The organism is Rhodobacter xanthinilyticus (assembly GCF_001856665.1).
GTDB lineage: Bacteria > Pseudomonadota > Alphaproteobacteria > Rhodobacterales > Rhodobacteraceae > Rhodobacter > Rhodobacter xanthinilyticus.
Genome location: NZ_CP017781.1, coordinates 200,292 through 217,485, shown reverse-complemented (window position 1 = coordinate 217,485; position 17,194 = coordinate 200,292). Strand labels below are relative to the sequence as shown.

The following is a 17,194-nucleotide window of genomic DNA, read 5'->3' as shown; positions in this document are numbered from 1 at the left end:
GGGAGAGGCGGGCGCAGAGTTTTCCCGGCTGGGGACAGAGGCGGGAGAAGCCGGTAATCCACATGACCCACAGGCCCTACAATCATCATCATCTTTTCTTTCTTTAAAGAATTTTATTAAGAAGAAGCGGCTGAACCCGGAGGCGCCCATGTTCGACTTTCTCGCGGATTTCTATCTCTGGACGAAAAGCCTGCATGTGATGTCGGTGCTCGCCTGGATGGCGGGGCTGTTCTATCTGCCGCGGCTCTTCGTCTATCACGTCGAGGGGCTGCAAAAGCGCGGCGTGGTGCGCGAGAGCGAGATGGAGATGCTGTTTCGCCATCAGGAGCGGCTCCTCTACAAGGCGATCATGCAGCCGGCGATGATCTCGAGTTGGCTCTTCGGGGTGCTGTTGGTGCTGACGCCCGGGGTGGTGCAATGGGATATGATCTGGCCCTGGACGAAGGCGGCCTCGATCCTGGGCATGACCTGGTTTCATTTCTGGTGCGGGGGCGCGCGGCTGCGGCTGGCCGAGGGGGTGAACACCCTGACGGGGCGGCAGTTCCGGATGATGAACGAGGTGCCGACGCTGTTCATGATCGTCATCGTGCTCTCGGTGATCCTGAAATTCTGAGGATTCATTGACTCGAAACCGCTTCGCGCGTAAATCCTCGGCCAAGCCCCGGCCGTCCGGCCGATCGGTTCTTCGGAAGACATGTTGAATTTTCGCGCCGGCCCTCGGGGGTAACGGCGCCTTCAGGGGGTTTGCCCATGAGCACGGAACGTCTGAATCTCGCCGACCTCAAGGCGAAGAGCCCCAAGGAACTCCTCGCGCTGGCTGAGGAATGGGAGATCGAAAACGCCTCGACGATGCGCAAGGGCGAGATGATGTTCTCGATCCTGAAGGAAAGCGCCGAGGACGATATCGTGATCGGCGGCGATGGCGTGCTCGAGGTTCTGCAAGACGGGTTCGGCTTCCTGCGCTCGCCCGAGGCGAACTATCTGCCGGGCCCCGATGACATCTATGTCTCGCCCGAGATGATCCGCCAATACAGCCTGCGCACCGGCGATACGGTCGAGGGGATCATCCGCGCGCCGGGGGAAAATGAGCGCTATTTCGCGCTGACTGGGGTCGAGAAGATCAACTTCGAGGACCCGGAGCGCGCGCGCCACAAGGTCAGCTTCGACAACCTGACGCCGCTTTACCCCGATGAGCGGCTGAAGATGGAGATCGAGGATCCGACGATCAAGGACCGTTCGGCGCGGATCATCGACCTCGTGGCGCCGATCGGCAAGGGCCAGCGGAGCTTGATCGTGGCGCCGCCGCGCACCGGTAAGACGGTGCTCTTGCAAAACATCGCACATTCGATCGAGGTCAATCACCCGGAATGCTATCTGATCGTTCTGCTGATCGACGAGCGCCCGGAAGAGGTCACTGACATGCAGCGCTCGGTGAAGGGCGAGGTGATTTCCTCGACCTTCGACGAGCCGGCGACGCGGCACGTTGCGGTCGCGGAAATGGTGATCGAGAAGGCCAAGCGGCTCGTTGAGCACAAGCGCGACGTGGTGATCTTGCTCGATTCGATCACGCGTCTCGGGCGGGCTTACAACACCGTGGTGCCGAGCTCGGGCAAGGTGCTGACCGGCGGTGTGGATGCGAACGCGCTGCAACGGCCGAAGCGGTTCTTCGGCGCGGCGCGGAACATCGAAGAGGGCGGCTCGCTGACCATCATCGCGACCGCGCTGATCGATACCGGCTCGCGGATGGACGAGGTGATTTTCGAGGAATTCAAGGGCACCGGCAACAGCGAGATCGTGCTCGACCGCAAGGTCGCCGACAAGCGCGTGTTCCCGGCGATGGATATTCTCAAATCGGGGACGCGGAAGGAAGACCTGCTCACCGATCAGAAGGATCTGCAAAAGACCTATCTGCTGCGCCGCATCCTCAACCCGATGGGCACGACCGATGCGATCGAATTCCTGATCTCGAAGCTCAAGCAGACGAAGACCAACGGCGAATTCTTCGACTCGATGAACGGCTGACGCCCGGAGGGGCTCATGGACACGATCTTTGCCCTGGCCACGGCCCGCGGAAAGGCGGGCGTGGCGGTCATTCGCATTTCCGGGCCGCGGGCCTTTGCGGCGGCCGAGAGCCTGGCCGGGCGGCTGCCCGCGCCGCGCAGGGCGGGGCTGCGGCATCTGCGGCTCGGGGCGGAGGCGCTCGACGAGGCGGTGGTGTTGTGCTTCGAGGCGGGGGCGAGTTTCACCGGCGAGGAAGTGGCGGAGCTGCATCTCCATGGCGCGGTGGCGACGGTTTCGGTTGTTTTGCGGGCTTTGGGCGCGGTTGAGGGGCTGCGGCTGGCGGAGCCGGGCGAGTTCACGCGGCGGGCGTTGGAGAACGGGCGGCTCGATCTTGCGCAGGTCGAGGGGCTTTCCGATCTGATCGAGGCGGAGACCGAGGCGCAGCGCAAGCAGGCGTTGCGGGTGTTGTCGGGCGCGGTGGGCGAGGTTGTCGAGGCGTGGCGGGCGAAGCTCGTGCGGGCGGCGGCGCTGATCGAGGCGACGATCGATTTTGCCGATGAAGAGGTGCCGGTCGATGTTTCGCCCGAGGTTCTCGAGCTGATTGGCGAGGTTTCGGGCGCGGTGCGGGCGGAGATCGGCCGGCTCGGCGCTGCGGAGCGGATCCGTGAGGGGTTCGAGGTGGCGATTGTCGGGCGGCCGAACGCGGGGAAATCGACGCTCTTGAACGCGCTGGCGGGGCGCGAGGCGGCGATCACCTCGGAGATTGCGGGGACGACGCGCGATGTGATCGAGGTGCGGATGGATCTCGGCGGGCTGGCGGTGACGCTGCTGGATACCGCGGGGCTGCGCGAGACCGAGGATGTCGTCGAGGCGATCGGGGTGGAGCGCGCGGTGAGCCGGGCGGAGGCCGCCGATCTGCGGATTTTCCTGCTCGATCGGGAGGAGATCCCGCTGATTGCGCCGCGGGACGGTGATCTTCTCGTGCAGGGCAAGGCCGATTTGCACCCGGCCGAGGGGCTCGCGATCTCCGGGAAAACCGGCGCGGGGGTCGATGCGCTGGTGGCGGCGGTGACCGAGCGGCTGACCGAGCGGGCGGCGGGCGCGGGCGTGATGTCGCGTGAGCGGCACCGCGAGGCGCTTGCGCGGGCGATTCGGTCTTTGGAATCGGCGCGGGATGAGGTATTGCGCGGGGGTGAGCGGGCCGAGCTCGCCGCGGAGGGCTTGCGCCAGGCCGCGCGCGCGTTGGAGTCGCTTGTGGGGCGGGTGGATGTTGAGCATCTGCTCGACGAGATTTTCGCCAGTTTCTGCATCGGCAAGTAAGGAGTGTTTCACGTGAAACATTTTGACGTCATCGTCGTCGGCGGCGGTCATGCCGGCACCGAGGCGGCCCATGCCGCGGCGCGGATGGGGGCGCGGACCGCGCTTGTGACGCTGCGGGCCGATGGGCTGGGCGTTATGTCGTGCAACCCGGCGATCGGGGGGCTCGGCAAGGGGCATCTCGTGCGCGAGATCGATGCGCTCGACGGCGTGATGGGTCGGGCCGCCGATATGGCCGGGATCCAGTTCCGGCTGCTCAACCGGCGCAAGGGGCCGGCGGTGCAGGGGCCGCGCGCGCAGGCCGACCGCAAGCTTTACCGCCAGGCGATCCAGGCGATGACCGCGGCGCAGCCGAACCTTGAGGTGATCGAGGGGGAGGTTGCGGAGCTTCTGGGCGGCGCGCGGGTGAGTGGGGTGCGGCTCGCGGACGGGTCCGAGATCGCGACGCGGGCGGTGATTTTGACGACGGGGACGTTCCTCGGCGGGCTGATCCATATCGGCGATCAGAAGCGGCCGGGCGGGCGGATGGGCGATAGCCCGTCGAACGCGCTTTCGGCGAATTTGCGCGATCTGGGGGTGCAACTCGGGCGGCTGAAAACCGGCACGCCGCCGCGGCTCGACGGCAAGACGATCCGCTGGGATGCGCTCGAGATGCAGCCGGGCGATGACGCGCCGGAGGTGTTTTCCTTCCTTAACGCCAAGCCTTTCGCGCGGCAGATCGCCTGCGGGATCACCCACACGAATGAGCGCACGCATGAGATCATCCGCGAGAATCTGAGCCGCTCGGCGATGTATGGCGGGCATATCGAGGGGGTTGGCCCGCGCTATTGCCCGTCGATCGAGGACAAGATCGTGCGCTTTGCCGACAAGACCTCGCATCAGGTGTTTCTGGAGCCCGAGGGGCTCGACGACGATACGGTCTATCCGAATGGGATTTCGACCTCGCTTCCGGCCGATGTGCAGGAGGCTTATGTGCGCTCGATGTTCGGGCTGGAGGAGGTGCGCATCCTGCAGCCGGGCTATGCGATCGAATATGATTACGTCGACCCGCGGTCGCTGACGCAGCACCTGCAATTGCGCGCGATCGAGGGTCTGTTCCTTGCCGGGCAGATCAACGGCACGACCGGCTATGAAGAGGCGGGGGCGCAGGGGCTGGTGGCCGGGTTGAACGCGGCGCGGCTGGCGCTGGGGCAAGATCTTGTGGGGTTTAGCCGTACGAACAGCTATATCGGCGTCATGATCGACGATCTGACGACGCGGGGGGTGACGGAGCCTTATCGGATGTTCACCTCGCGGGCGGAGTTCCGGCTCCTGCTGCGCGCCGATAACGCCGATCAGCGGCTGACCGGGTTTGGTGTTGAGCTGGGTTGTGTGGGCGAGGCGCGCGCGCGGGTGTTTGGCGAGAAGATGGAGGCGCTGGAGGCTGGCCGGGGCCTGATGAATGCGCTGACCTTGTCGCCGAAAGAGGCCGCCGGCCATGGGCTGAAGCTGAACCAGGACGGCGCGCGGCGGAGCGTGTTTTCGCTCCTGTCTTTCCCGGATATCGAGCTCGACGATCTCACCGCGATCTTCCCCGAGCTTGGCGCGCTCTCGCCCGAGATCGCCGGGCAGCTCGCGAAGGACGCGCTTTACGCGAATTATGTTGAGCGGCAGGAGCGCGATGTTGCGGCGATGAAGCGCGACGAGAGCTGGGAAATTCCGGCGGATTTCGATTATTCCGCGCTGTCGGGGCTTTCGAATGAGCTGAAGCTGAAGCTGAGCCGCGCACGGCCGCTGACGCTCGGGCAGGCCGCGCGGGTGGATAGCGTGACGCCGGCGGCGTTGACGCTGATCCTTGCGAAATTGCGCCAACGTCAGCGGCAGCAGACGGCATGAGCGAGATGGCTCACGACCTTCGCCTCCCGGGCCTCGATGTTTCACGTGAAACAATTGCGCGTCTGGAGCAGTATGAGGCGCTTCTCAAAAAGTGGAATCCGGCGATCAATCTGGTTTCCGCGCCGACTTTGGCGCAGGTTTGGGATCGGCATTTCCTCGATTCCGCGCAGATTTTCGCAATCGCACGCCCAAAATCCGGGCTCTGGGCGGACTTGGGCAGCGGCGGAGGCTTTCCCGGCCTTGTTCTTGCCGTTCTCGCGAAGGAATTTGCGCCCGATCTCAAGCTGACCCTTGTTGAAAGCGATCATCGTAAATCGGCCTTCCTGATGACGGTCGCGCGCGAGCTCGGCCTATCGGTGCAGGTTATCGCGAAGCGAATCGAGGCGGCGCCGGCGCTTGCGGCGGAGTATCTCAGCGCCCGCGCGCTCGCCTCGCTCGAGGCGCTTCTGGGCTTTTGCGAGTTGCATCTGGCGCCCGGCGGCACCGCTTATTTTCCAAAGGGCGCGCAGTGGAAAGAAGAGCTTTCCGCGGCGCAGAAAATCTGGTCCTTTGACTGCAAGGCCCATCCGAGCGTGACAGATTCGGAGGCCGCAATTCTCGAAATCACAGGAGTTCGGCGTGTCTGATCTCACGCGTCTGCCCGGGCCGAAAATCATCGCCATCGCCAACCAGAAGGGGGGCGTGGGCAAAACCACGACTGCGATCAACCTCGCGGCGGCGCTTGTCGAGCAGGGGCGGCGCGTGCTCCTGGTCGATCTCGATCCGCAGGGTAACGCCTCGACGGGCCTCGGTGTTGACGCCGATGACCGCGAATATACCACCTATGACCTGCTTCTCGACGAAGCGCCGCTGGCCAAGGTGATTCGGCCGAGCACGCTCGCGGGGCTCTGGATCTGCCCGGCGACGACCGATCTCTCTTCGGCGGATATGGAGCTTGTCTCGAAGGAAAAGCGCAGCTTTCTGCTGCATGATGCGCTGCGCCAGCCCGATATCGACGGCTACGCGCTTGATTATGTGCTGATCGATTGCCCGCCGTCGCTCAGCCTGCTGACGGTGAACGCGATGGTCGCGGCCCATTCGGTTCTGGTGCCGCTTCAGGCGGAATTTTACGCGCTCGAAGGCTTGTCGCAGCTGATGCTGACGATCCGGGAGGTGCGGCAGAGCGGAAACCCGAACCTGCGTATCGAGGGGGTTGTCCTCACGATGTATGATGTGCGCAACAACCTCTCACAACAGGTTGAGGCGGATGCGCGCGGAACGCTGGGCGAGCTCGTGTTCCGAACGATGATTCCGCGCAATGTGCGGATTTCGGAAGCGCCGTCCTATGCGCTTCCGGTGCTCAATTATGACAGCAGCTCGCGCGGGTCGGAGGCCTATCGGGCGCTGGCGCGGGAGCTGATGGCGCGCCATGGCGCCGAGGCGAGGGGGTAAGCGATGAGCGAGAAAAAGGTTGAGCGGCGCGGGCTTGGGCGGGGGTTGTCGGCGCTGATGGCGGATATCAACATCGCGCCGTCCGAGCCGGAGGCCGGGCCGCGCCGCGCCGAGCAGATGATCGCGATCGAGAAGATCGAGCCGAACCCCGATCAGCCGCGGCGTGAATTTCAGCCCGAGGCGCTCGAGGAGCTGGCCGCCTCGATCCGCGAAAAGGGCGTGATTCAGCCGCTGATCGTGCGCGCGCATCCGAAAAAACCGGGCCATTACGAGATTGTCGCGGGGGAGCGGCGCTGGCGCGCCTCGCAGCTCGCGCGGCTGCATGAGCTGCCGGTGATCGTGCGCGAATTCGATGATGTCGAGGTGCTCGAGGTCGCGATCATCGAGAACATCCAGCGCGCGGATCTGAATGCGCTGGAGGAGGCGCAGGCCTATCGGCAGTTGATGGAGCGGTTCGGCCATACCCAGGAAAAGGTCGCCGATGCGATGTCTAAGAGCCGCAGCCATATCGCGAACCTGCTGCGTCTCTTGCAGCTTCCGGCGGAGGTTCAGGATCTGCTGCGCGAGGGGCGTCTTTCGGCGGGCCATGCGCGGGCGATGATCACCGCGCCCGACCCGGTGAAATTGGCGCGCGAAACCGTGCAAAAGGGGCTTTCCGTGCGCGAGGTCGAGCGGCTGAGCAAGCAGGCGCAGGAGAAGCCGCGCACCGCTGCGCCGCGGCCGAAGGCCGAGAAAGACGCCGATACCCGCGCGCTCGAGGCGGATCTCTCCGCGTCGATCGGGATGAAGGTCACGATCGATCATTCCGGCGAAAATGGTGGCACGCTGACGGTGCGCTATGGCTCGCTCGATGATCTCGATCTGCTCTGTCAGGCGATCAGCGGGCTGCGTTAAGGCATCAGCTCGCGGATCACGCCGTTCAGCACGGCCCTTCCTGCGCGGGTGGGGCAAATTCGACCCTGTTCCAGCGTAATCAGCCCGAGATTTTCGAGGTTGTTGAGCGTCTCCGGGTCAAAATCCGCGCCGCTCAGCGCCTGATACCGGGCGATATCGAGCCCCTCGCGCAGGCGCAGATTGAAAAGCAGGAATTCGGTGACCTGTTCTTCGCGCGGAAGGGCCTCGCGGCTGGCCTCGCCCGAACCGTTTTTCTCCACCGCCGCGAGCCAGGCCCCGGGCGCGCGCGGCGTATCGGTCGCGTGGCGCGTGCCGTTCAGCGTCAGCCGCCCATGCGCCCCGGGGCCGATGCCGACATAATCGCCATAGCGCCAGTAGATCAGGTTGTGAAGGCTTTCCGCCCCCTCGCGTGCGTGATTCGAAACCTCATAGGCCGGCAGCCCATTCGCCTCGCAAATCTCCTGCGTCATCTCGTAGAGATCGGCGGCCTTGTCGTCATCGGGCAGGCCGCGCAGCTTGCCCGCCGCATGGCGCGCACCAAAGGCGGTGCCGTCCTCGATGGTGAGCTGATAGAGCGAGAAGTGATCGACCGCCATCGCCGCCGCCTCGCGCAGTTCGGTCGCCCAGGCCTCGGGCGTTTGATCTTGCCGGGCATAGATCAGATCGAAGCTCACCCGGTTGAAATGCGCGCGCGCGATATCGAAGGCCGCGCGCCCCTCGGCGGCGGTATGCATCCGGCCGAGGCGGCGCAGATCCTCGTCATTGAGCGCCTGCATCCCCATCGAAACCCGGTTCACCCCGGCCTCGGAATAGGCTCTGAACCGGCCGGATTCGATACTTGTGGGGTTCGCCTCGAGGGTGATCTCGATGTCATTCGCGAGCGGCCAGGTCGCGCGGATCTTCTCGAGAATGCTCGCGACGAGCTCCGGCTCCATCAGAGAGGGCGTGCCGCCGCCGAAGAAGACCGAGTTGAGAACCCGGCCCCCGGTCTCGCGTCCGGCGCGCTCGATCTCGCTCAAATAGGCTCTATTCCAGCGGGATTGATCGATTTCCGCGGCCACATGGCTGTTGAAATCGCAGTAGGGGCATTTCGAGGCGCAAAACGGCCAATGCAGGTAGAGCCCGAACCCGCCGTTTCGCCAATCCTCGGTCATCCCTTGAAGGCCGTCACTTCGATCTCGATCTTCATCGCCGGGTTGACGAGCCCCGCCACGATCATCGTCGCCGCCGGGCGGATCTCGCCGAAGGCCTCGCCGAGCGCGGGGGCGATCTCTTCCATCAGGCTCGCATCGGTGATGATGTAAGTCGCGCGCACGACGGTTTCGAGACCGAAGCCCGCGCCCTCGAGCACCGTTTTGATCGTCGCGAGCGTGTTGCGGGCTTGTTCGAGCGCGCTTTCGGGGAAGGTTTTCGTCACCGGGTCGGCGCCGGTCGTGCCGGCGACAAAGCACCAATCGCCCTGCACAACCGCGCGGGAATAGCCGAGTTTGGGTTCGTAGGGCGAGCCGCCCGAGATATTTTTCCGCATGTCAGGCCTCGAAACAGGTGACCAGCTTGCGGAACGCATCCGCGCGATGGCTGATTTCATTTTTCTGCGCCGGGTCCATCTCGGCGAAGGTGATCTCATGGCCCTCGGGCTGGAACATCGGGTCGTAGCCGTGGCCCTGGGCGCCGCGCATCGGCCAGACGAGCTGGCCCTCGGCCTTACCCTCGAAAACCTCGTCATGCCCGTCGGGCCAGGCCAGAACCAGCGTCGAGCGGAACCGCGCGGTGCGGGGCTCCGGCGCGCCGATCTTCTCGCATTCGGCCCAGGTCCGCTCCATCGCCATGACGAAATCGCGGCCATTGGGCGTTTCGGCCCAATCGGCGGTGTAGACGCCGGGCGCGCCGCCGAGCGCATCGACCTCGATCCCGCTATCATCGGAGAGCGCGGGCAGCCCGGTCGCGCGGGCCGCGGCATGGGCCTTGATCCGGGCGTTGCCGACAAAAGTCGTCTCTGTTTCGGCGGGTTCGGGCAGGTTCATCTCGCCCGCGCCGACGACTTCGATCCCGTAGGGCCCGAGAAGCGCGCGCATCTCCTCGAGCTTGCCCTTGTTATGGGTCGCGACCAGAAGCCGCTTTTCGGCGAACTTTCTCATGCCACGGCGGCCTTTTGCGCGGCGACGAGCTGGGCGATGCCGGCCTCGGCGAGATCGAGGAGCTTGGTCATCTCGTCGCGCGAAAACGTCGCGCCCTCGGCCGACATTTGCACCTCGATGAGCCGGCCCGCGCCGGTCAGGATGAAGTTGCCGTCGGTGCCCGCCTCGCTGTCCTCTGCGTAGTCGAGGTCGCAGACCGGCTGGCCGGCGTAGATCCCGCAGCTCACCGCCGCGACATGGTCGATCAGCGGGTCGGAGACCACGATCCCGGCCTTCATCAGCTTGTTGACCGCGAGCCGCAGCGCCACCCAACCGCCGGTGATCGAGGCGCAGCGGGTGCCGCCATCGGCCTGGATCACGTCGCAGTCGATCACGATCTGCCGCTCGCCGAGCGCCGAGCGATCGACGCCCGCGCGCAAGGCCCGGCCGATCAGGCGCTGGATCTCCTGGGTGCGGCCCGATTGCTTGCCCGCGGCGGCCTCGCGGCGGGTGCGCGAATTGGTGGCGCGGGGCAGCATGCCATATTCCGCCGTGACCCAGCCGAGCCCCGTGCCCTTCAGGAACGACGGCGCGCGATCCTCGATCGTGGCGGTGCACAGAACATGCGTGTCGCCCATCTTGATCAGGCAGGAGCCCTCGGCATGTTTCGTGACCCCGGTCTCGATTGAAATCGGGCGCATATCGCTTAAATTCCGGCCGGAGGGGCGCATGAGAAGTCCTTTCGTTGTTTTGTCCCATTTGAGCCCGCGCGCCCCGCGATGCAAGCCCCGACGGCGCCGATTGACGCGGGCGGGGTGGGGGTCTTAACTGAGCGCAGAGAACGCCATGACCGACAAAACCACGCTTCTGACCGAACTCAACGACCGCTCGCGGGAGGTTTTCCGCCGGGTGGTCGAGGGCTATCTGGAGACCGGCGACCCGGTCGGCTCGCGCACGCTGACGCGCAGCATGAGCGAGCGGCTCTCGGCGGCGACGATCCGCAACGTGATGCAGGATCTCGAATATCTCGGCTTGCTGAACAGCCCGCATATCTCGGCCGGGCGGATCCCGACGCAGCTCGGGCTGCGGATGTTCGTCGACGGGATCCTGGAGATCAGCGAGCCCGCGGCCTCGGATCGGGCCGCGATCGAGGCGACGATGGGCGAGGGCGGGGCCGATGTCGGCTCGCTGCTCGATCGGGTGGGGGCGGCGCTCTCGGGGGTGACGCATGGCGCGTCTTTGGTGCTCACGCCCAAGCATGAGGCGCCGATCCGGCATATCGAATTCGTCTCTCTTTCGGCGGAAAGGGCGCTTGTCGTGCTGGTTTTCGGGGATGGGCAGGTGGAGAACCGCGTGTTCACGCCCCCCGCCGGGCAGACGCCCTCCTCGATGCGGGAGGCTGCGAATTTTCTCAACGCGATCGCCGAGGGACGGACGCTGTCCGAGCTGCGCACCCAGATCGGCCGCGAGATCGCCGCGCGGCGGATGGAGCTCGACAAGCTCGCCGCGGATCTGGTGGAATCGGGGCTGGCGCAATGGGAGGACCGGGGCGAGCCCTATGAGCGGCTGATCGTGCGCGGGCGCGCCAATCTGCTCGGCCAGGAGGGCGATCTCGAGCAGGTCCGCAGCCTGTTTGACGATCTCGAGCGCAAACGCGATATCGCCGAATTCCTCGATCTGGCCGAGGCGGGCGACGGTGTGCGCATTTTTATCGGCTCGGAGAACAAACTCTTCTCACTTACGGGTTCATCTTTGGTGGTCTCTCCCTATATGAACGCGGAACGGAAGATTATCGGCGCGGTGGGCGTGATCGGGCCCACGCGGCTCAATTATGGGCGGATCGTGCCGATCGTCGATTATACAGCGCAGCTGGTTGGGCGGATGTTGTCCGGCCAGGGCAAGAGGTGAGACGCATGAGCGAGAAAAAAGACGAGATGGCGGCGGATCAGGCGCAGGTTGGCGAGGAATTAGAGGATATTCTGGCCGAGAGCGTGGATGAGCTGGAGGCGCTGCGCGCCGAGCGGGACGAGCTGCGCGATCGGCTGATGCGGGCCTTTGCCGAGGCAGAGAATGCGCGCAAGCGGGCGGAGCGGGATCGTCGCGAGGCCGAGCAATATGGCGGCTCGAAACTCGCGCGCGATATGCTGCCGGTCTATGATGCGATGCGGCGTGCGCTCGATACGGTGCCCGAGGAGCTGCGCGTGCAGGCCAAGGCGCTGATCGACGGGGTCGAGCTGACGCAGCGCGAGTTGCTCAACGTGTTTGCGCGGCACGGGATTGTGGCGGTTGCGCCGAAGGTGGGCGACAAGTTCGACCCGCAGATCCATGAGGCGATGTTCGAGGCGCCGGTGCCGGGGACGGTTGCGGGCGATATCATTCAGGTGATGGATGACGGGTTCCTGCTGCATGAGCGGCTGTTGCGGCCGGCGAAGGTCGGCGTTTCGTCGATGCCGAAGGGCTGAGAGCGTGGCGAGGCCGGGGGTTTTGCACCCCCGGACCCCCGCAGGATATTTAAGGCAAGATGAAATCAGAGCTTGAGCTGGGCGCGGAGGGCGTAGAGCGCCTCGAGTGCCTCGCGCGGGGTCATTTCATCGGGGTTCAGGCTGCGTAGGGTTTCTTCCACGGCGCTCGGCGCGGGTTTTTCGACGCGGGGCGGCGGCGCGGCCGAGAACAGCGGCAGATCATCGATCACCATCTGTTTCTTGGCGCCGCCCTCGCGCTCGCCCTTTTCCAGCGCATCGAGCACGACCCGCGCCCGCGCGACGACAGTCTCGGGCAGGCCGGCAAGGCGCGCGACCTGCACGCCGTAGGAGCGATCGGCGGCGCCCTTGCGCACCTCGTGGAGGAAAATCACCTCGCCGTCCCATTCCTTGACCGCGACGGTGGCGTTCTCGACGCCGGCGAGTTTCGCGGAAAGTGCTGTCATTTCATGGTAATGCGTGGCGAAGAGGGCGCGGCAGCGGTTCGTGCCGTGCAGGTGCTCCATCACCGCCCAGGCGATCGAGAGGCCGTCATAGGTCGCCGTGCCGCGGCCGATTTCATCGAGGATCACGAGCGCGCGGTCATCCGCCTGGTTCAGGATCGCGGCGGTTTCGACCATCTCGACCATGAAGGTCGAGCGGCCGCGCGCGAGGTCATCGGCGGCGCCGACGCGCGAGAAAAGCTGGCTGACGAGGCCGATATGGGCGCGCCGCGCCGGGACAAACGAGCCCGCCTGCGCGAGGAGCGCGATGATCGCGTTTTGCCGCAGGAAGGTCGACTTGCCCGCCATGTTCGGGCCGGTGAGCAGCCAGATCGCGGGGGTTTCGCCCGTGGTCAGCGCGCAATCATTGGCGATGAAGGGCTCGCGGGCGCGTTTGAGGGCGGCCTCGACGACGGGGTGGCGCCCGGCCTCGATATCGAAGGCGCGGGAGGCGTCGATTTGTGGCTCGACCCAGCCTTCGCCGGCGGCGAGATCGGCAAAGGCGGTGGCGAGGTCGATCTCCGCGAGCGCGCGCGAGGCTTCGCCGATCGGCCCGGCGTGGTCGAGAATCGCTGCTTTCAGGCTGTCATAGAGCCGCTTTTCGATCTCGAGCGCGCGCGCTCCGGCGTTCAGGATCCGGGTTTCGAGCTCGCTGAGCTCGAGCGTCGTGAAGCGCACCTGGTTTGCGGTGGTCTGCCGGTGGATGAAACGTTCGCTCAGCGGCGGGTTCAGCATCTTCTCGGCATGGGTCGCGGTAGTCTCGATGAAATAGCCAAGCACGTTGTTATGCTTGATCTTGAGGGAGGTGATCCCAGTTTCATCAATATATTGCGCCTGCATCCGCGCTATAACGCCGCGACCCTCGTCGCGCAGCTGGCGGGTCTGGTCGAGATCGGGCTCGTAGCCGGGCGCGATGAAACCGCCATCGCGCGCCAGAAGCGGCGGCTCGGCCACGAGCGCCGCCTCGAGCAGCGCCACGAGCGTCTCATGCCCGACGAGCGCCGAGGCCGCGTTGCGCAAGAGCGCGGGTGCGTCGGTCTGGGCAAGGCGCGCGGAGATCGCGCTGGCCTGGGTGAGCCCCGCGCGGATCGCGGTCATGTCGCGCGGGCCGCCACGGTCGAGCGCGAGGCGGGAGAGCGCCCGATCCATATCCGGGCAGCGGCGCAGATCGGCGCGCAGATCCTCGGAAAAGCGGCTCTGTTCCAGCAGAAAACGGATGGTTTCATGCCGCGCATGGATCTGGCCGAGATCGCGCGAGGGGGCGGAGATGCGCCGCTCGAGGAGCCGCGCGCCGCCGGCCGTGACGGTGCGGTCGATCACATGCAGAAGCGATCCCTCGCGCCCGCCAGAGAGCGCCTGAGTCAGCTCGAGGTTGCGCCGGGTCGCGGCGTCGATCTGCATCAGCGCGCCGCTATCCTCGCGCAAGGGCCGGCGCAGGAGCGGCAGTTTGCCCCGCTGGGTCAGGTCGAGATAATCGACAATCGCGCCCATCGCCGAAATCTCGGCGCGCGAGAAGGTGCCAAACGCATCGAGCGAGCCCACGCCGAAGAGATCGCAAAGCCGCTTCTCGGCCCCCTGGCTATCGAAGCTCGACCGCGCCAGCGGCGTCAGCGCGGCCCGCAAATCAGAGACGATTCCGGCGCAATCTTGCTCTTTCAGCTCGCTCACCAGCACCTCGCGCGGGGCCAGCCGCGCGAGCTCCGGTCCGAGCCGCAGGAGCGGGCAGGGCATTACCCGGAAATCACCCGTCGAGATATCGACCCAGGCGAGCGCGGCTTCCTCGCGCAGCTCGGCCCAGGCGGCGAGGAAATTGTGCCGCCGCGCCTCGAGCAGGCTTTCCTCGGTCAGCGTGCCCGGCGTCACCAGCCGCACGACATCGCGCTTCACCACCGATTTCGCGCCGCGTTTCTTGGCCTCGGCGGGGTCTTCGAGCTGCTCGGCGATGGCCACGCGAAACCCCTTGCGGATCAGCGTGAGCAGATAGCCCTCGGCGGCATGGACCGGCACGCCGCACATCGGGATCTCTTCGCCCAGATGCAGGCCGCGTTTCGTCAGCGCGATATCGAGCGCCGCCGCCGCCGCCACCGCATCGTCGAAGAACATCTCGTAGAAATCGCCCATGCGATAAAACAGGAGCGCCCCCGGGTTCGCTTCCTTGATCCCGAGATATTGCGCCATCATCGGCGTGACGGTCGGTTCTGACATGCGGTCCCCCTGCTTTCGCGCGACCCTACAAAAGGGTGAATCAAGGTGCAAATCCATTGAGGCGCGCGCCGCTTCTCGCTAAGAGGGGCGGGCTTTCAGGAGGAGCGGCCCCATGTCCACCAAGAACCGCATCACGCCCGAAGAGGCGTTGGCCTATCACATCGACCCGCGCCCGGGCAAATATGACATCGTCGCTTCCAAGCCGATGACGACCCAGCGCGATTTGTCGTTGGCCTATAGCCCCGGGGTTGCGGTTCCCGTCGAGGCGATCGCCGAGCGCCCCGAGACCGCCTATGACTATACCGTCAAGGGCAACATGGTGGCGGTCGTGTCGAACGGCACCGCGATCCTCGGGCTCGGCAATCTCGGCGCGCTGGCCTCCAAGCCGGTGATGGAGGGCAAGGCGGTGCTCTTCAAGCGCTTCGCCGATGTCAACGCCATCGATATCGAGCTCGACACCGAGGACCCCGACGAGATCATCAAGGCGGTGAGCCTGATGGGCCCGACCTTTGGCGGCATCAACCTCGAGGATATCAAGGCGCCCGAGTGTTTCATCATCGAGCAGCGGCTGAAGGAAATCATGGACATCCCGGTGTTCCACGATGACCAGCACGGCACGGCGGTGATCTGCGCGGCGGGGCTGATCAACGCGCTCGAGATCTCGGGCAAGAAGATCGAGGATTGCAAGATCGTGCTGAACGGCGCGGGGGCGGCCGGCATCGCCTGTCTCGAGCTGATCAAGGCGATGGGCGCCAAGCATGACAATTGCATCATGTGCGACACCAAGGGCGTGATCTATCAGGGCCGCACCGAGGGCATGAACCAGTGGAAATCGGCCCATGCCGCGGCGACCGAGGCGCGCACGCTCGAAGAGGCGATGGTCGGGGCTGATGTGTTCCTCGGCGTCTCGGCCAAGGGCGCGGTGACGCCCGAGATGGTCGCCGCGATGGCCGACAACCCGGTGATCTTCGCGATGGCGAACCCTGACCCGGAGATCACCCCGGAAGAGGCCCATGCCGTGCGCGCCGATGCGATCGTGGCGACGGGCCGGTCGGATTACCCCAACCAGGTCAACAACGTTCTCGGCTTCCCCTATCTGTTCCGGGGCGCGCTCGATATCCACGCCCGCGCGATCAACGATGAGATGAAGATCGCCTGCGCGAAGGCGCTTGCGGCGCTCGCGCGTGAGGATGTGCCCGATGAGGTGGCGGTGGCCTATGGCCGCAAGCTGACGTTTGGGCGCGATTACATCATCCCGACGCCGTTTGACCCGCGGCTGATCCACGTTATCCCGCCGGCGGTGGCGAAAGCGGGGATGGATACCGGCGTGGCGCGCCGCCCGATCATCGATATGGAGGCCTATGCCCATAGTCTGAAGGCGCGGATGGACCCGACCGCCTCGATTCTGCAAGGCATCCACGCCCGGGCGCGTCAGGCGCAGGCGACGATGATCTTCGCCGAGGGCGACGAGCCGCGCGTGCTGCGCGCCGCGGTCGCCTATCAGCGCGGTGGCATGGGCCGTGCGCTGGTCGTCGGGCGCGAGGCCGATGTGCGCGAAAAGCTCGAGTCGGTTGGTCTGGGTGACGCGTATCGCGAGCTGACCGTGGTGAACTCGGTCAATTCCAAACATATCGAGACCTACAAGGATTTCCTCTACAGCCGCCTGCAACGCCAGGGCTATGACCGCCACGAAGCGACCAAGCTCGCGATGCGCGACCGCCATGTGTTTGCGGCGCTGATGCTCGCGCATGGGCATGGCGACGGCATGATCACCGGGGTGACGCGCAAATCGGCGCATGTGCTCGAGGCGATCAACAAGGTCTTCGACGCGAAACCCTCGGACGGCGCGGTGGGCATCACGGCGGTTCTGAACAAGGGCAAGATCGTGCTGATCGGCGACACGCTGGTGCATGAATGGCCCGATGAAAACGACCTGGCCGATATCGCGACGCGGGGCGCGCAGGTGGCGCGCGGGCTCGGGCTCGATCCGCGGGTGGCGTTCGTCTCGTTCTCGACCTTCGGCTATCCGGTGTCGGAACGCGCGACGAAGATGCATATCGCGCCGCAGGTGCTCGACAAGCGCGGCGCCGATTTTGAGTATGACGGCGAAATGGCGGTGGATGTGGCGCTGAACCCCGAGGTGATGGCGCAATATCCGTTCTGTCGCCTCTCGGGGCCCGCGAATATCCTTGTGGTGCCGGCGCGGCATTCGGCCTCGATCTCGGTCAAGCTGATGCAGGAGATGGCCGGCGCAACGGTGATCGGCCCGATCCTGACCGGGATCCCGGCGCCGTTGCAGATCTGCTCGACGGTGTCGACGGTGAATGACATCCTCAACATGGCGGCGATCGCGGCCTGCCGGCTCGGCCAGGCGAAATAAGCCGTCGCGCCG

The 17,194-nt window shown here is 65.5% G+C and carries 15 protein-coding genes; 10 read left to right on the top strand and 5 right to left on the bottom strand.

Going from position 1 to position 17,194, the window contains the following annotated elements:
• Window positions 1-148: 148 nt before the first annotated feature.
• From LPB142_RS01110 to LPB142_RS01080, 7 genes are all read left to right on the top strand, one after another.
• Window positions 149-613: a CopD family protein gene (locus LPB142_RS01110; protein ID WP_071165250.1), complete on the top strand. Its 465-nt coding sequence runs from the start codon at window positions 149-151 to the stop codon at window positions 611-613.
• A gap of 137 nt (window positions 614-750) precedes the next feature.
• Entirely contained in the window at window positions 751-2,022 is a 1,272-nt protein-coding gene (rho, locus tag LPB142_RS01105) for a transcription termination factor Rho (protein ID WP_068766452.1), read from the top strand.
• 15 nt (window positions 2,023-2,037) lie between these two features.
• Window positions 2,038-3,321 (top strand): tRNA uridine-5-carboxymethylaminomethyl(34) synthesis GTPase MnmE, encoded by a 1,284-nt coding sequence (mnmE, locus tag LPB142_RS01100; RefSeq protein ID WP_071165249.1) that lies wholly within the window; start codon window positions 2,038-2,040, stop codon window positions 3,319-3,321.
• A gap of 12 nt (window positions 3,322-3,333) precedes the next feature.
• The gene (gene mnmG / locus LPB142_RS01095) at window positions 3,334-5,193 is read left to right on the top strand and encodes a tRNA uridine-5-carboxymethylaminomethyl(34) synthesis enzyme MnmG (protein ID WP_071167073.1); all 1,860 of its coding nucleotides are present in this window, start codon (window positions 3,334-3,336) and stop codon (window positions 5,191-5,193) included.
• Window positions 5,190-5,819 (top strand): 16S rRNA (guanine(527)-N(7))-methyltransferase RsmG, encoded by a 630-nt coding sequence (gene rsmG, locus LPB142_RS01090; protein ID WP_156506854.1) that lies wholly within the window; start codon window positions 5,190-5,192, stop codon window positions 5,817-5,819. The genes mnmG and rsmG overlap by 4 nt, the downstream gene beginning before the upstream one ends.
• A complete protein-coding gene (locus LPB142_RS01085; protein ID WP_068766454.1) occupies window positions 5,812-6,624 on the top strand; it encodes a ParA family protein in 813 nt (270 codons plus the stop codon). Before rsmG ends, LPB142_RS01085 begins: the two co-directional genes overlap by 8 nt.
• A gap of 3 nt (window positions 6,625-6,627) precedes the next feature.
• Window positions 6,628-7,518, top strand: coding sequence for a ParB/RepB/Spo0J family partition protein (locus LPB142_RS01080; RefSeq protein WP_071165248.1), 891 nt, complete (start codon window positions 6,628-6,630; stop codon window positions 7,516-7,518).
• Here the strand turns inward: LPB142_RS01080 and hemW are convergent.
• Genes hemW through rph form a run of 4 tightly spaced genes read right to left on the bottom strand, consistent with a single transcriptional unit; the run spans window position 7,515 to window position 10,366 of the window.
• A complete protein-coding gene (gene hemW / locus LPB142_RS01075) occupies window positions 7,515-8,672 on the bottom strand; it encodes a radical SAM family heme chaperone HemW (RefSeq protein WP_071165247.1) in 1,158 nt (385 codons plus the stop codon). The two genes, LPB142_RS01080 and hemW, sit on opposite strands and share 4 nt — an antisense overlap.
• Window positions 8,669-9,046, bottom strand: a complete 378-nt coding sequence (locus LPB142_RS01070; RefSeq protein ID WP_071165246.1) for a RidA family protein — start codon at window positions 9,044-9,046, stop codon at window positions 8,669-8,671. The genes hemW and LPB142_RS01070 overlap by 4 nt, the downstream gene beginning before the upstream one ends.
• A gap of 1 nt (window position 9,047) precedes the next feature.
• The gene (gene rdgB / locus LPB142_RS01065; protein ID WP_068766458.1) at window positions 9,048-9,656 is read right to left on the bottom strand and encodes an RdgB/HAM1 family non-canonical purine NTP pyrophosphatase; all 609 of its coding nucleotides are present in this window, start codon (window positions 9,654-9,656) and stop codon (window positions 9,048-9,050) included.
• Complete coding sequence (gene rph / locus LPB142_RS01060) at window positions 9,653-10,366, bottom strand: ribonuclease PH (protein WP_068766459.1); 714 nt, start codon at window positions 10,364-10,366, stop codon at window positions 9,653-9,655. The genes rdgB and rph overlap by 4 nt, the downstream gene beginning before the upstream one ends.
• Window positions 10,367-10,481: 115 nt before the next feature.
• On the opposite strand from rph, the gene hrcA reads away from it, so the two are divergent.
• Together hrcA and LPB142_RS01050 are read left to right on the top strand one after the other, a co-directional pair.
• Entirely contained in the window at window positions 10,482-11,543 is a 1,062-nt protein-coding gene (gene hrcA / locus LPB142_RS01055) for a heat-inducible transcriptional repressor HrcA (protein ID WP_068766460.1), read from the top strand.
• A gap of 5 nt (window positions 11,544-11,548) precedes the next feature.
• Complete coding sequence (locus tag LPB142_RS01050) at window positions 11,549-12,097, top strand: nucleotide exchange factor GrpE (RefSeq protein ID WP_071165245.1); 549 nt, start codon at window positions 11,549-11,551, stop codon at window positions 12,095-12,097.
• A gap of 65 nt (window positions 12,098-12,162) precedes the next feature.
• Here the strand turns inward: LPB142_RS01050 and mutS are convergent, their stop codons facing one another.
• Complete coding sequence (mutS, locus tag LPB142_RS01045) at window positions 12,163-14,802, bottom strand: DNA mismatch repair protein MutS (protein WP_071165244.1); 2,640 nt, start codon at window positions 14,800-14,802, stop codon at window positions 12,163-12,165.
• Window positions 14,803-14,914: 112 nt separating this feature from the next.
• On the opposite strand from mutS, the gene LPB142_RS01040 reads away from it, so the two are divergent.
• The gene (locus tag LPB142_RS01040; RefSeq protein WP_071165243.1) at window positions 14,915-17,182 is read left to right on the top strand and encodes an NADP-dependent malic enzyme; all 2,268 of its coding nucleotides are present in this window, start codon (window positions 14,915-14,917) and stop codon (window positions 17,180-17,182) included.
• Window positions 17,183-17,194 lie beyond the last annotated feature (12 nt).

What these genes read in the sequence shown, in the direction of transcription:
- rho (WP_068766452.1), top strand. Translation starts at nt 751, where the DNA reads ATGAGCACGGAACGTCTGAATCTCGCCGACCTCAAGGCGAAGAGCCCC.
- hemW (WP_071165247.1), bottom strand. Translation starts at nt 8,672, where the DNA reads ATGACCGAGGATTGGCGAAACGGCGGGTTCGGGCTCTACCTGCATTGG.
- LPB142_RS01050 (WP_071165245.1), top strand. Translation starts at nt 11,549, where the DNA reads ATGAGCGAGAAAAAAGACGAGATGGCGGCGGATCAGGCGCAGGTTGGC.
- rdgB (WP_068766458.1), bottom strand. Translation starts at nt 9,656, where the DNA reads ATGAGAAAGTTCGCCGAAAAGCGGCTTCTGGTCGCGACCCATAACAAG.
- LPB142_RS01040 (WP_071165243.1), top strand. Translation starts at nt 14,915, where the DNA reads ATGTCCACCAAGAACCGCATCACGCCCGAAGAGGCGTTGGCCTATCAC.
- mutS (WP_071165244.1), bottom strand. Translation starts at nt 14,802, where the DNA reads ATGTCAGAACCGACCGTCACGCCGATGATGGCGCAATATCTCGGGATC.
- LPB142_RS01080 (WP_071165248.1), top strand. Translation starts at nt 6,628, where the DNA reads ATGAGCGAGAAAAAGGTTGAGCGGCGCGGGCTTGGGCGGGGGTTGTCG.
- LPB142_RS01070 (WP_071165246.1), bottom strand. Translation starts at nt 9,046, where the DNA reads ATGCGGAAAAATATCTCGGGCGGCTCGCCCTACGAACCCAAACTCGGC.
- LPB142_RS01110 (WP_071165250.1), top strand. Translation starts at nt 149, where the DNA reads ATGTTCGACTTTCTCGCGGATTTCTATCTCTGGACGAAAAGCCTGCAT.
- rph (WP_068766459.1), bottom strand. Translation starts at nt 10,366, where the DNA reads ATGCGCCCCTCCGGCCGGAATTTAAGCGATATGCGCCCGATTTCAATC.
- mnmE (WP_071165249.1), top strand. Translation starts at nt 2,038, where the DNA reads ATGGACACGATCTTTGCCCTGGCCACGGCCCGCGGAAAGGCGGGCGTG.
- rsmG (WP_156506854.1), top strand. Translation starts at nt 5,190, where the DNA reads ATGAGCGAGATGGCTCACGACCTTCGCCTCCCGGGCCTCGATGTTTCA.
- hrcA (WP_068766460.1), top strand. Translation starts at nt 10,482, where the DNA reads ATGACCGACAAAACCACGCTTCTGACCGAACTCAACGACCGCTCGCGG.